The 13,838-nt window shown below is 38.6% G+C and carries 9 protein-coding genes; 2 read left to right on the top strand and 7 right to left on the bottom strand.

The annotated features are described in order from the left end of the window. Window positions 1–15: 15 nt before the first annotated feature. The 6 genes from NOS7107_RS00285 to htpG form a co-directional block, all read right to left on the bottom strand. A complete protein-coding gene (locus tag NOS7107_RS00285; RefSeq protein ID WP_015110990.1) occupies window positions 16–681 on the bottom strand; it encodes a prepilin-type N-terminal cleavage/methylation domain-containing protein in 666 nt (221 codons plus the stop codon). Between the two features lie 14 nt (window positions 682–695). Beyond that, window positions 696–1,784 carry a hormogonium polysaccharide secretion pseudopilin HpsC gene (gene hpsC, locus NOS7107_RS00280; protein ID WP_015110989.1) on the bottom strand — a complete coding sequence of 363 codons (1,089 nt, stop codon included), beginning with the start codon at window positions 1,782–1,784 and terminating at the stop codon, window positions 696–698. 45 nt (window positions 1,785–1,829) lie between these two features. After that, on the bottom strand, window positions 1,830–2,594 hold the full coding sequence (gene hpsB, locus NOS7107_RS00275) for a hormogonium polysaccharide secretion pseudopilin HpsB (RefSeq protein WP_015110988.1): 765 nt from the start codon (window positions 2,592–2,594) through the stop codon (window positions 1,830–1,832). Window positions 2,595–2,624: 30 nt separating this feature from the next. Next, window positions 2,625–7,331, bottom strand: a complete 4,707-nt coding sequence (gene hpsA / locus NOS7107_RS00270; RefSeq protein WP_015110987.1) for a hormogonium polysaccharide biosynthesis protein HpsA — start codon at window positions 7,329–7,331, stop codon at window positions 2,625–2,627. Window positions 7,332–7,924: 593 nt separating this feature from the next. Next, complete coding sequence (gene rpmB / locus NOS7107_RS00265; RefSeq protein WP_015110986.1) at window positions 7,925–8,161, bottom strand: 50S ribosomal protein L28; 237 nt, start codon at window positions 8,159–8,161, stop codon at window positions 7,925–7,927. A 185-nt stretch (window positions 8,162–8,346) separates the two neighbouring features. Next, on the bottom strand, window positions 8,347–10,317 hold the full coding sequence (htpG, locus tag NOS7107_RS00260; RefSeq protein WP_015110985.1) for a molecular chaperone HtpG: 1,971 nt from the start codon (window positions 10,315–10,317) through the stop codon (window positions 8,347–8,349). 284 nt (window positions 10,318–10,601) lie between these two features. Between htpG and NOS7107_RS00255 the strand changes: the two genes are divergently transcribed. Both NOS7107_RS00255 and NOS7107_RS00250 read left to right on the top strand, forming a co-directional pair. Further along, complete coding sequence (locus NOS7107_RS00255; protein WP_015110984.1) at window positions 10,602–11,747, top strand: IS4 family transposase; 1,146 nt, start codon at window positions 10,602–10,604, stop codon at window positions 11,745–11,747. A gap of 157 nt (window positions 11,748–11,904) precedes the next feature. Then, entirely contained in the window at window positions 11,905–12,657 is a 753-nt protein-coding gene (locus NOS7107_RS00250; RefSeq protein WP_157373917.1) for an FkbM family methyltransferase, read from the top strand. Window positions 12,658–12,668: 11 nt separating this feature from the next. Here NOS7107_RS00250 and NOS7107_RS00245 read toward each other — a convergent pair whose 3' ends face one another. Continuing rightward, on the bottom strand, window positions 12,669–13,838 hold the full coding sequence (locus NOS7107_RS00245) for a glycosyltransferase family 4 protein (RefSeq protein ID WP_015110982.1): 1,170 nt from the start codon (window positions 13,836–13,838) through the stop codon (window positions 12,669–12,671).

Raw genomic sequence — 13,838 nt, 5'->3', positions numbered from 1 at the left:
CGTATAGGTTTTGATTTAATTACAAGCACTATCCCTAGCGCTGCGGATTCCACCAAGAAGTGTTTCTATAATCACGCATCGTTTTAGTCCATTAGTCTGTGTTATGTTGCTAGGGCTAGATGCAACTACTATTTTGATGGGTACTGTAGCGTCTACAGGTAAAGTACCATTGTTATCAAATGTAATTTCTTTAACTGTTGTAGTAATTGCGCTCACAGTACTAGTACCCTGATTTGGATTATTCAGATTACTTCCTATCGATATTTGCCCTGTTTTTAAGCCTAAATCACTGAAGGTTTTATCTTTAGAAAAGTCAGGAGTGTCAGAATCAGGGTGAAAGGCTAGTTCTGGTAGGTTATTACTGTTTTTCAAACTGACACTATATTTGAGTTTTTTATTTTTAGCTTCTTGTTGTGCTTTTTGTAACACTGCTAAAACAGCATCATTAGCCTTACCTACTCTTTGTCTGTTAATAAAAGCATTCCAAGATGGGATGGCGATCGTCGCTAAAATACCAACCATAAGAGTTACTGCTATGACTTCTACTAAAGAAAATCCAGCATTTGCTTGAGAACTATATTTATAAGCGCAATGCTTAGTGATTCTCAATTGTTTGGAAGAGTCAATAACTCTACTTTTTGCAGACTTTTGTCCTGATTTACAAACTATTAATTTTTTCATAATTATGCTCCAGTTTACTCAATACCAAGGAAGCCACGACCTTTAATCTGAATATTTGCAGTTGGAAAATAAGCAGATTGCTGAGAACTATATTGAGCGCCAGTTTGAATTCGGGCTAGAGCATTACCTCTCATATATACTCTTGCTATGTACTTACCCGAATTTACGCAAGCATAGAAACTTCCTGTTCTAAAGGTTGTAGGAACGCTAGTTTTTGTATAGTCTGGAACTTGTTGCTCACCTGCTGCTGTATTACAAACTGCTAGAGTTGGTGTTCCGCTTGTACTTTGGTCAATATAATCAACTAACGTAGTTAACTTATTAACGTTTAAATCGTAACTGGCTGAATGTTTTCTCCAGTTACCTAACTTTCTCTTTAAGTCTCCTTCTAAAGAGAGATCAAATGGCATAAAACCAGTGCTTGGTAACAACCGATATTTCACGGTTTTTGTAGTACTATTGATAGTCTCTGAACGACTGAAAGAACCAGTAACATCCCGAATTCCATCCCGAATTTCCCACCTCTCAATACGGGTAGTAGTAGAATTCCAGGTAGCACTATTATCTTTAACTAGGTAATAAGCTACTAAAGAATACAGCATATAATCTTGTTCATTACAAGTAGTATTATCAGGAAGCTTATATAAGCAAGCTGCTCTACCAGTACTAGTGCTAGAAATTTGGACAGTTTGGTCTCTATTTAAAAAGTAGCGCTTCCAAAAAACAAGTACAGGTACTTTATCGGGGTTTGAAGCTGTTCCACTGGGTAATTGTCCTAAAATTCCATTTATCGTTATGGTTTCTCCGTTGACTGTTGTGGTTTTCCCATATATTCCATCAGCATCATAGATATATACTGCTTGTTCCATGTCTTGGGCAATATATGCTAATGCTGCCTGTACTTCTTGTTCTGAGGTAGATTTTGCCTGCTCTTTGCGGTCTGTATTCATCACATCAATCATGAATCCCAGCAAAGGTGTGATGACAAGAAATGCCAGAATCAAGGCTACCAATAACTCAACTAGTGTAAAACCTTTTTGTGACTGCAAATGCTGAGATTTTTGCAGCTGAATTTTGAGAAGAAATCTGAGGAAATTTTTCATTTGGCAGTTTTCTCCTGAATGATTAAGCCGTTATTCATAGCTGATTTACTGACAACCTCCAAAACGAGAGCAATAATCGTCAAATTTTGTTTGCTGAGATGCAACTTCTGTCACAATTTCAATTAATGGTGTTTGACGATCGCCTAAACCACCAGTAAAAGTTCTCGCTTTGGAATTATTGGCTTTCATTGTTTTTAAGCTACCAGTACCAGTAAAGGCATCTGCCCTGTAAACCCGCACGCCTAAGAGGTATCCTTTGGTAGCATCATCATTGGCAACACTAAGAGTAGTAGCTGTGGTACTCCGAAAGGCTTGAATGACAAAATCCCTAGTACTAGTACTCGTACAACCACCCCCATCTCGATCTATGCAGTACAAACTAGTTGTGGTTGTAGTTGGAGCGGAGCCATTTTGACAGTAGCCATTTGTAGGACTGGTGCAGGCAGTCCAAGTTGAACTAGGCGCTGCTACTCCAGAGAATGTACCCCGTTGTGAGTTAAAAGTCTTGTTAGTTGAATTAACTTCATTCAACAAAACTACTTGGTTAGGAACATTAATTGAGCCAGCCTTAATCCCATCAATGTAGGCTCTGGCTGATTGGCTGGCTAGTTCAACACGTCTTGCTTGAACACGAGTAGCAAATGATATGACCAGTGCAGGTGCGATCGCAGTCATTAAAATAGCAACAATCAACAAGGCTATTAAAGACTCAATAATTGTGAAACCATCTTCACCAGATTCAGCAGATTTTACTTTTTTTGCGATGTTTGCCACTGTTATTTGTTGAATGAATTGCTTACGTCTCATCATGATGATTCACTCTACTTGCAAGCAGCATTTTTAAGGATAAGGAGTACTTGGACAAGAAGGACGATAACTAGCTGGAACTGCATAACTTGAACCTTGAGCCGCACACAGCAAAGTTTTTACCCAGTCATCATCCCTACCAACTTCGCGGAAATATTCTGCTGGTGGCCCTGCTTGTGGCACGGTAAATCTTTGAGCAAATAAGTCTGGCAATTGAGATAACAACGCTACATCAAAACCCCAGTCTCTAGTTGGTGGTGTGTAGTACGCTGTGGTACCTTCTGGAGTTCCTTTGTTAGTCCAATAAACCATGTAGGGGAAATCAAAGAAACTGCGGTTATTAGTTGCACTACCACTCGCTGCTGCGTCAGCTGCTGTGATACTGGCAAAAGGTGCAGTAGCATAACTGCTGCGTTTAAATTGAATAAAACTACCCCTAATCTTGGCTGCAAACTGATTACTACCCTCACCCCAATACTCCAGAAAGCGAACAAAATTCTGTAAACCTGCGGATTCTTCTTCTGGGCGGCTAGGGCTATTACCAGAGACAAAACTAGAATTGAAAGTATTGTTACTGTTGACTTTCTGTACCCATTCTTCTTGGAGACCAGGTGTTTTGAATCCCTGATCAAGGTTATTACTGGGGACACCTAATGGACTGTAAAGTTGTAGCACTGGTACAAGAGGAGGTTGTTGAGTCCCAAATGGCCGTGATCTTAAAAATAGTGGTTGATTGACTGCATAAGAATCATTACCTGTAGGAACAAAAGGAGTAACAATGCGGGTTGTTTTAAACCATAAGGCTGATTTATTAGTGACTGAGCGCGGTTTACTAGTGTTAAAAGTACTGTAGGGGTACTTTTGGACTTTTCCACTACTATCAATGCCTATTGGTACTGGTAGTTTTGTACTAGCTGCTGTGGCATCAGTAATTACAGCACCAGCATCATCTAGTAGCTGATTACTGCTGTTTCTGACGAAAGCGACTCTACGAGCGTAGCTTTGGTATTGTGAAGCAGCGGGTTGGGCAGTTGTACCAGCCTGATGTGTGTTTGTAATGTCGAGAGCAGTATTAAAAGCTATATCTGATACTTTTAATGCACCAGTAGTACCAGGTTTAATATACCAGTCTCCATCTCCGCAGGTTGTTGCTGGTACTTTGACACAAACCTCCATGAGATACTCGTTAAAGTCTGTGCGGCGCTGAACTGGTGTGACACCGTTGGCAAGGTAAGAAGTTTTAAAACTACTGCTTGGATATCCGGTAGAACTTGCCCAGTTAGCGCTAGTCACAAAATTGTTAACTAACTGTGTATCTGGGACACTGCTGGCATTATCTCTGATGTCGTAATCACCGTGATTGCGGAAACCATCGAGGAAATCTCCAGATAACAGAGTAAGAGAATCAGCCAAGATAGTTGATGGTCGCCACACATCACCATCACCAGCACTATTAGGACATGCACCTCTTCCTGGGCGGCAAGCAAAATGGGTATTGAATGTTGCTCGGTTGTAGAATTGGCTAGAGTTGGTTTCGCTATAGTCAGAAAACTCTTCAACCGCAGTCAAATCAGGCTTTTGATGCAGGTTGAAATTACCTTTAACGTAAACTGGTGTATTACTGACTAAAATTAAGCCCTTTTCTGAAGGATCGTAAGTTGTGCTATTGGTTCCGTTTCGTGCTAAGTTGCTGCCATTAAAGAGTCGAATACCATTGGGACGACGGGTGGGATCGAGCTTGAAGTCAGTTTGACTAAATAAAAGTGCTTTATCTACTGAAGCAGTTGAGTCAATGGTTTTGTAACTTAAATCAGGGAGAGAGTCATCACGAGTAGCGTAAATAATGCCACTCTTGGGCAATAAATACTCAGTTGTAGCAATGGTTGTATTTGCCAGCCGACCTAAGTTAATTTCAGTAACACGAACCTCTAATGGTTGACGTTGTTCTAAATCTAAATTGTATTCGCCTTGGGTACCAGTTTGATAGTCAGTGCGATTTTGTAGAGCCTTCACTTCTCTGGCATCTAAAAAAGCTGCTTCTCTAATTGCGCCATGAGGGACTTTGAGGTTAGCACCTGTGGCTGGTGTTGCACCACTGCGAATGGAAAGCGCACACAAAGCAGTATCAACAGCGGAATAATCTTCCATTGTGAAATTAGTAAAGGCATTACTATTACTTGTATATTTTTCCATTGCCTTTCGCAAAGGTTCGTTGGCAATGCGTCCATTAGGAAAAACTAATCTTGCTTGTCGTTTGAGTATTGTTAGATTGGCACTACTAATAGTTCTGCCAGGAAAAGCATAAACAATACCGTTATTAGACTTACCAGCAGTTGTAGTTTGATCCGCAGGCGAAGGATATTTCCAGGTTGCAGTTAAAGTTGATAGGTTTTGAGCAGTAATATTATTTGTTGGATCAAAGTAGCTACTCACACAAGCTATCGGAGTTTGGGCAGTACCAGCATTGTCTTTAAAGTGGTAAACTGCCGTGGCCCTCATGAGTAAGTCGCCTTTTCTGGTTTCTCCTGGCGCTCCTGTCATGGGCATAGTATCAGGCCAGACTAATATATTAGTCTGTGCTACTCCTGCATCTTTAAACCCCGCAGGAGTAGGCATTTTACCTCCACCACTACCAACAAAATTTGCATCTAGCGTGGGATTTGACAAAAATGAGTTGGTGCTACGGGTAAAAGAACCTGTACCAGAAGCAACAACACCATCATCATCAACATAAATACCTGCGCCTGTAATAACTCGCAAACCACCAACATTAGATAAAGGATTGGCTGAGTTATCTTCAACAGCTTTTTGTTCCCAGAAGTCATTACGGTCTGTTACACCCAAATTCAGCTGCGGTTGTACTTGCGAAGCACGAGTACGGGCTATAGTGTTGGGGTTATCCCACTTAGTTGTACCGCCATCTACAGGCTGACGAGCTTGACCTGTAACATATTGACCACTACTATTTTTCCAGTATGCTGGCAGGTTATTGCCAATAAAGACGCGATCGCCTGAATAGTTTTCTTTACCCTCGTCTTTTTGTTGTTCTGGTTCCGTGGCTGGTAATTTATCAAGGCTGAGAGTTAACCCTGTATTAGCAGTAGTTATTTCTCTCCAAGCCGCAGGTACTTCAATTTCTGTAGTACCAGGAAAAACGTTACTGGCTGTATAAGTACCAAGTGCTTGTGTAGAACTTGGTATGGCACTGCTAACTTCTGCAAAAGGAACACGGCGAGTACGGTTTCTCAAGTACAACTCGATTTCATCACCCAAAATGCCTTTAGCACTGGCCACATCTAAACCAGTACTTTGATCAATTCTAGTGACAACATTAGTTTTAACTTCCTGGGGATACCGAGCAACACCTTGAACCGCTGTTTTTAAAGCTGCCACTGTGGTTTGTGCTGCACAAGTTGTACAAAGACCAAGAGCAGTTTCTTTCATTAAAGTGATGCGCTGGTTATAAGCCGCATCATTATGTCCTAACCTTTGTCCACCATTCTCTGTTGTTGATTTATGGTTAGTACTACCAGCAATTTTGATTTTGACTGCTGGACTAGACTGATCTCCAGTCCAAGGGTTTGTTTTATAACCCCGAAATAAATGAACACTTATTGGTTCTTTATTAGTGGTTTGTGAAACGTTTCCTGTTCCTAAATTTCCACCAATTGTAATTTTGGCATTGTCAGGTTCATAGTAACAGGAGTTTTTACTACTGACTTGACGGAAAGCAATATCTACACCACTGAATTGTCCCCCAGCTAATAAATTACCGTTGGTGTGAACGGAACCATTCAAAAGTAAATCAGAACCAGGAGAAATTTCTAGGTCATTCTCAAACCAGACTGCTTTATTATTAACAGGAATACGCTCTCGGTCTTGTTGATACTCTAATGCCGAGAAGCCACGATTTCCCTTTTCATATTTTGTTGCGTCAAGGCTGCCCAGACTATCAATAGGCACATTAACCGTGTAAACAAAAAAGCTTTTAGCTAAATTTCCTCCTGATTTGTACCAACTAGCATCACCCACTAAGCTGGCACTTGTACCAATAGCATCTGCACAGGCTCCACCTACCTGGCTTTTATCCATAGGTGGCGTTCTAGCATCTAAGGCTTTTCTGGCTCTATTAAATAAGTTGCTTGTATTACGTGGCGGGCTACGAAAATAAATAGAATAAATAGTAAAGCTATCAAATTTTCCATTATTGTCTGTATCAATAGGAAATTTCCAGGCAGTAGTTAAAGTTTCGTTATTTTCCAGAGTTGAACTGGTTTGAATACCTGTTGTTCCATTCAACTCCGTAGCCAATTTCAAACGAGTTTCATCACCAAAGTCATATCTACTATTACTTTTAATAACATCATATAATGCTACATCTGTAGGAGTTGAGCGTGGTAGTGAAGGGTCATTTAATAACTGTTCTAATTTTGATGTTGCGCGGTCAACTGCTGGCATAGAAGCGTTAAGAACAGCCTCATTGACTCGCACGTTAGTGGCATTTTTAGAACGTTCAAATGAACGAAATAAAATGGCGGTAGTCAATAAAACAACCACCAGTGCAACCATAGCCACTGTTGGCAATACAAAACCAGCATTTACAGAATCTCTTCTTCTCTTGCTGAGAAATAAAGTTCGTAGCAGCCAATTAACTTGCCTTTTAATTGCAAATAAAGAGTACTTACTAATTTTTTTGGAGATGATTTTGATTATCTTGACTAGCTGGCGTTTTAAAGACATAACTGCTTTCCTGTCAAGTGATTTGATGCTAATTTATTTTTGGCAATTGTAAAGCTTACCTGTTGAATAATTCTCCAGGCTCAAGTTTTCTATTGATGCTAATTTTTCTTGATGCTATTGAACTAGTTCTTCAACACAGTAAAACACCAGACAATGATGTTTAAGTTATATCATTACTAAACTTTTTAGATTTTCCGGAAACTACTGATTTTTTCAATTAAATGAATTTGCTGCTGATATGGGATAAAACACTGAGACTTCATATTAACTTTAAAGATATGTATTCCAATGGAATACAACTTTATGAAGATGTATTTGGGAAGATAAGCTTAGGCTACCCAACTTTAGAATAAAAAATATCAATTGAATATAAAAAACATGAATTAATTAAAAACCTCCCTATTTTAGGGAGGTTCATAGCGTCAATATTCCGAATTCATTAGCTGTTGGTACTTTGCTTGAAGAAAAGTTTAATGAATCTCACTGCCTCATTTTGACTATTTCAAAAGATGAGGATGATTAATCCAAAATTAGGTATTTATGCACATCTTGTACATAAATACCATCTCGTTGAATTCACTTTGCTGGATGGTTTAGTAATGGTTCAGGTTAATACCTGCTTCTTTAGCCATTGCTTCTAAACCTTTGATTTCCAAGGTTTTGATGGCTTTGGTAGATAGCTTAAGTTTTACCCAGCGATTTCCACCTTGCCACCAAACGCGCTTATTTTGGAGGTTGGCCTGTTGAAGACGTTTTGTACGGCGATGAGAGTGAGAAATTGCAAAAGCGTTATTTGCCTTCTTACCAGTTAGTTCGCAGCGACGAGACATAGGATTTGACTGAAATACAACCTTTCTATTTTAGGGCTTCGCAAACAGAACAGCGATAGTTAAGAGCAGGACTTACGTAACAATACAACTTGTTTTGGGATATAGCGATTTTAAAAACCTCTAACCTTTATCCAAACCAATGATTTTTCGTTTTCATGCGTGAGTCCTGAACGGATTGTTTAGCACTACTTACTGGCTTGTTCTGTCAGCTTGGTGAGTACGTCATTTGAGCGCTCAACGAAAGATTTCATTCCTTCCGCGTCAAATCCTTTTTGAGACATCAGCGCCAAATCATAAACATGTTGACAAATCAAGTTCACTAGCTGGCCGGTGGGTGATTCTGCTCCGTCTTGAATAATACTACCTTGGTTGAGATTTGCCAGATTTTGAATTAGGGGATGGGCAGTATTTACTAGCAAAATGTGGTCTTCAGGAAATTCTGCATTTTGCTGCTGCATCATGGCATTCATTTCTCGCAGGCGGCGGAGAATTTCTGGTAACAGCACCATTGCTGGGGGTGTCCCTTGGGGGTCATCGGATTTTAAGACTTCGGTGCGAATGTTAACTTTGGGTTTGTTAAGAGCTTTTTCAAATAGCTCTTTAATAACTTCGCTCTTAGTTTTGTTGGTTTTGGGGTCAACAATTTCGCCTGATTTGTCTTGATCTAAGAGGGTATTATCTAAGTCAGAGTCTACGCGGGTAAATTTGACATCGTTATATTCTCGTTCTAAGAAGTTGATGAAGTGGGTGTCAATGAAGGAGTCCATAAACACAACTTCCAAGCCTTGATTTTTGTGTAATTCTATGTATGTGGCTTGGCTGGATTCATCTGTACTGTAGAAAACGCGGTTTTCGTGGCGTTCTTTATTGCGTTCTAAATATTCTTTGATAGTTGTGTAGGGAGCGCTACTAAATGTTGCTGGAGTGACATCTTGCCAAGCATCACCTTCTGAGGATTGTACTTCAACTGCGGGAGTTTCAGCCGCTTTTTGGGCAAAGTTGGCAGTGGTGCGGAAGACAATAATGTCTTCGACTTGTTTTTTGAACTTTTCGTCGTTGAGAGCGCCAAATTTGACGAAAGTGCCGAGATCCTTCCAAGCATTAATGTACTGCTCACGGTCATCTCGGTAAAGCTCTTTAAGGCGATCGCCTACTTTCTTAGCTATATAATCGCCGATTTTGCGGACGGTGCGATCGCCTTGTAAAGCGCTGCGCGAAACGTTCAAAGGAATATCGCTACTATCAATTACACCGCGCATCGGCATTAGGAACTGCGGCATAATTTCTTCACAGTTGTCGCTCACGAACACTTGATTGCAGAATAATTTGATTTGCCCTTTAGTTACATCCACATCTGGGCGCATTTTGGGGAAATACAGAATTCCGTTGATAATAAAGGGATAATCTGTATTCAGATGCACCCACAGTAACGGTTCTTCTTGGAAAGGATAGAGATAGCGATAAAACTCTAAATAATCTTCTTTGGTTAAACTACTGGGAGACTCTCGCCAAGGAGCTTTTTGTCTGTTTAATACTTCACCATCAAGCTTGATGGGTACTGGCATAAAATCACAGTAGGTTTTGACAAGATTTTGGATTCGTGCAGACTCTAAATACTCCTCCTCATCTGTCATCAGGGTGAGTGTGATAGTTGTACCGCGAGTAGTGCGGGAAGACTCATCTAGGATAAATTCTGGCGAACCATCACAAGTCCAGTGAATTGCTTGTGAACCTTCTTTATAGGATAGGGTATCAATTTCTACTTTTTGCGCCACCATAAAGGAAGAGTAGAAACCCAATCCAAAATGACCAATAATTGGTTGGTCTGCTTTTCCTTGATACTTGTGGATAAATTCTTCCGCGCTGGAAAAAGCAACCTGGTTAATATATTTTTTTACTTCCTCCGCTGTCATCCCTATACCGTTATCGGTAATGGAAAGAGTCTTTTTATCTTTATCAATGGCCAGTTGAATTTCTGGTTCGCCTACATCACCATTATATTCTCCAGCGCGGGATACCATTTTTAGCTTTTGAATAGCGTCTACAGCATTAGAGACTAATTCCCGCAGGAAGATTTGATGGTCTGAGTAGAGAGACTTTTTGATAATTGGGAAAATGTTCTCAGTATGAATACTGATAGTGCCTTGCTCTAGCATAACTTATGGTTAGATAAAAGATTCTCATTGAGGATCTTAAAGGTAGAGTGAGTGTTATTGCTCTGTTTTACAGCCTGATTTTCCCCCAATAGCTGTTCGGATTTCCCTACTGAAGTAATTTTGACTTAATTTCATCAGGAGAAATATCTAAATTTTATGTTGAGTCTAGCCTGTGATAGCTGAAGGGGTGACAAAGCGGCTGAAGCCAAGAAAATAGAGGAGCGTGACCGTTTTGGGGTAAAAAAGATAGGTCAGGTATTCTCAACAAGACCTATCAAATGATAATGTTACCTAAATTCTACCAAAACTGCTTTCAAAATGTACTGACACCCGCACAGTACAAGATGCTAGAAATCTTACTAATGCTATTGCAATTTCATAAAACTGTGACAATTGAGAAACTAGCAACAGTATTTCCACAACCGATAAAATTTGAAAGTCGGAGGCGGAGTATACAAAGATTTTTACTACTACCTCAGTTGTCGATTCCATATCTGTGGTTTCCCCTGCTCAAACGATGGGTGAAAAATAGTCTGAAAAGAGGAGAGAAACGGCTAATATTTGCGATTGATAGAACACAATGGCGTTCACAAAATGTATTTGTAATTAGTTTAATAGAACAAAAAAGAGCAATACCTGTGTACTGGCTATTGTTACCTAAAAAAGGATGTAGCAATTTGGGAGAGCAGAAAAAATTAATTCGTCCACTATTGCAGTTATTTAAGGGATATCAAATGCTGGTACTGGGAGATAGAGAATTCCACAGTATAAAACTAGCAAATTGGTTACATAGCAAGGGCATTGACTTTGTATTGCGTCAGAAACAAGGTACTTATATTCGGCAAGAAAACCAATCACACCAACGCTTACAATCTTTGGGATTAACTCCTGGCATCTCGTTTTTTTTGACAGGGATTCAAGCAACTAAACAGAAAGGGTTTGCCAATTTTAATCTCGCCGGATATTACAAGCGCAAATATCGTGGAGTTGTTGAGCCTGCTGGCTGGTTTTTATTAACTAACCTTGATAGTCTCAAAGATGCCATTAAAGCATTTAAGTTGCGGAGTGGTATCGAAGCCATGTTTAAAGATTGTAAAACTGGGGGGTATAATCTCGAATCTACTTATGCTGATGGTCAACGTTTGATAGCACTGATTTTATTAATTGCTATTGCCTATACTTGTGCTATTTTAGTTGGTCGTAATTCTCGCTCCTCTGGACTACAAAAATATGTTGGTCGTCTGAAGGAGTTACAACGATTGCACCGCCGACATAGTGCTTTTTGGATTGGTTTGTATGGTCAGTTATGGGTAGGGGCAATGGAATTTTGGGCTGATTTAGCTCATGAATTGATGCGCCTCAAGCCCAGTAAACTGCCATATTTTCAACAAGGTCTACGGGCTATGACTCTTATCCAGTCTGCTTTATAACTTTTTTGTCACCCCTTCAGCTGTGATAGTAAAATTTTTATCGTTATTTTTCAAGATATAAAAGCCCAACTTTACTAGATTGAAAAACTAATCAATATTTTTACTGAAGATATGGCAAGTAATTTTTGAGACTATATTATTGAACTATACTTACAGGATGATGTCAAAACTAAAGATAAATAATCAATTCATACAGCGGGTTTATAAACGTGCTATCAAAGAATATCGGCTGTTAATTCAACCAAAGATAATTCAGATTGAAGGAATTAAAATCAAAATTGGTGAGCATATTTCCCCACCTGTAAAGAAGGCTATGTATATTGGTGAATATGAAAGTTCTGAATTACGCGCAGTTAAATCTAAACTTTCCACCAATGATATCGTTATGGAGTTAGGTGCTGGCATAGGTTTACTTTCTAGCTATTGTGCTAAACGTATTGGTTCTGAAAGAGTGTTTACTTATGAAGCTAACCCTCGATTAGAAATTCCCATCCGTGAAACCTATCAAATAAATCAAGTTTTACCAAATTTAGAAATTTGTCTTGTAGGTGAAGAAAATGGAGAGCAAACTTTTTATGTAGGCAAAAATTTCTGGTCTTCTTCGATTATTCCTTGGAATGAAGGCGCTAAACCAATCACTGTTGCAGTTAAGTCATTTAATCAAGAAATTAGAAAAATTAACCCTAGCTTTTTAATTATTGATATTGAAGGTGGAGAATATGACTTGCTGAAATATGCTGATTTCTATAATGTCAAAAAACTGGTAATTGAAATTCATCCAAAGGCAATTGGACAAGATAAAGCTATTTTTGTTAAATCTAAATTAGCCGAAATGGGTTTTCAAATAAATCATAAACTTTCCAAAAATTCTGGAATTCTAGAAGAGCTTTTTTTAGAGAGAAATAATTAGGAAATATGAAGCTAAACAATGAAATTGTTGATTAACTTTTTGGTTTTTTGTACTGCTACATTCCAATTTAATCTATTTTGATATTCATTAAAAGATGAAAATGCTAATTGATCATAATCATCATGATTGGACATCATTGTGATTATATAATTGCAGTATGCAGAAATACTGCCATCTAATGGAAATATTTTTCCATTAAGATCATCATGTATTAAAGTTGCTAGTCCACCTACATTTGTAGATATAGCAGGTACTCCAAAGGAGTTAGCCTCAGCCACAACGTGAGGAGTACAGTCTGCTATGGTTGGCAAAATTAAAAAATGAGCTTCTGCAAATAATTGATTTATTTTTTCCAATCCAGTTTTTTTAGATTTATCGATAAATTCTATATATTTGACAAATTGTGGTAGAGGTTCATTAATCTTGGGTTTGCATCCGACTATTGTTAATTCAGTGTTTAAACCCATATCGTTTAACTGTTTTGTAATTTCAAAAGCTAAGTTACCGCCTTTTCTGATCCAGTCAACACCCATAAATAATAATTTGCATGGTCTCTGAGGTTTAGATTTAATGATATTGTGTATGTCTTCAAGGGTTCGATTACATACTAAATTAGCTCCATAAGGAACTACTTTAATTTTATTTGCAGCAATATTATAAGTCTTCATAGCTTGTTTAGCTGCCCAATCAGATGTATAGATAATTAATTTACACCGATTTAAAGCTTCTGCTTCCATTAAATGAATGTTACGAATATTTTCTTGACACAAGTTATCCATGTGACGATAAAAGTTTATCAAAGAACTGAGAGTTGCATCAGTCCAGATTACAATCGGTTGCTTACAGTCTAGATAAGCAATTGGTACTATATTTTCTGGACATAGTACTATATGTGAATTGAGATTTTTTAATTTTCTCTGAACTTGATGAGCATAATCTTTAGCTATTAGTGGTTCTGCCCAACGATAGTAATCTTTTTTAGATATGTAGTGATAAAAAGTCCATTTTAATTTAGTGAAAGCTGTAAAATTTTTACTGAGTGGGCCTAAATAGTCTATTTCAACAGATTCATCTATTAAATGTTTTGATATATGATAGCCTGCTGCACAAACTCCTTGAACATCTTTTGACCATGAATTTTGATTGTAAATATCATTTACAGTGACGTAAGCGATTTTCAT

Origin of the sequence: Nostoc sp. PCC 7107 (assembly GCF_000316625.1) — a bacterium.
Classification (GTDB): Bacteria; Cyanobacteriota; Cyanobacteriia; order Cyanobacteriales; family Nostocaceae; genus Nostoc_B.
This window is presented reverse-complemented; position numbering and strand designations above follow the sequence as displayed.

Bases quoted from the DNA above. Each gene is read 5' to 3' on its own strand.
- NOS7107_RS00285 (WP_015110990.1), bottom strand. From the start codon at position 681: ATGAAAAAATTAATAGTTTGTAAATCAGGACAAAAGTCTGCAAAAAGT.
- hpsC (WP_015110989.1), bottom strand. From the start codon at position 1,784: ATGAAAAATTTCCTCAGATTTCTTCTCAAAATTCAGCTGCAAAAATCT.
- hpsB (WP_015110988.1), bottom strand. From the start codon at position 2,594: ATGATGAGACGTAAGCAATTCATTCAACAAATAACAGTGGCAAACATC.
- hpsA (WP_015110987.1), bottom strand. From the start codon at position 7,331: ATGTCTTTAAAACGCCAGCTAGTCAAGATAATCAAAATCATCTCCAAA.
- rpmB (WP_015110986.1), bottom strand. From the start codon at position 8,161: ATGTCTCGTCGCTGCGAACTAACTGGTAAGAAGGCAAATAACGCTTTT.
- htpG (WP_015110985.1), bottom strand. From the start codon at position 10,317: ATGCTAGAGCAAGGCACTATCAGTATTCATACTGAGAACATTTTCCCA.
- NOS7107_RS00255 (WP_015110984.1), top strand. From the start codon at position 10,602: ATGTTACCTAAATTCTACCAAAACTGCTTTCAAAATGTACTGACACCC.
- NOS7107_RS00250 (WP_157373917.1), top strand. From the start codon at position 11,905: ATGATGTCAAAACTAAAGATAAATAATCAATTCATACAGCGGGTTTAT.
- NOS7107_RS00245 (WP_015110982.1), bottom strand. From the start codon at position 13,838: ATGAAAATCGCTTACGTCACTGTAAATGATATTTACAATCAAAATTCA.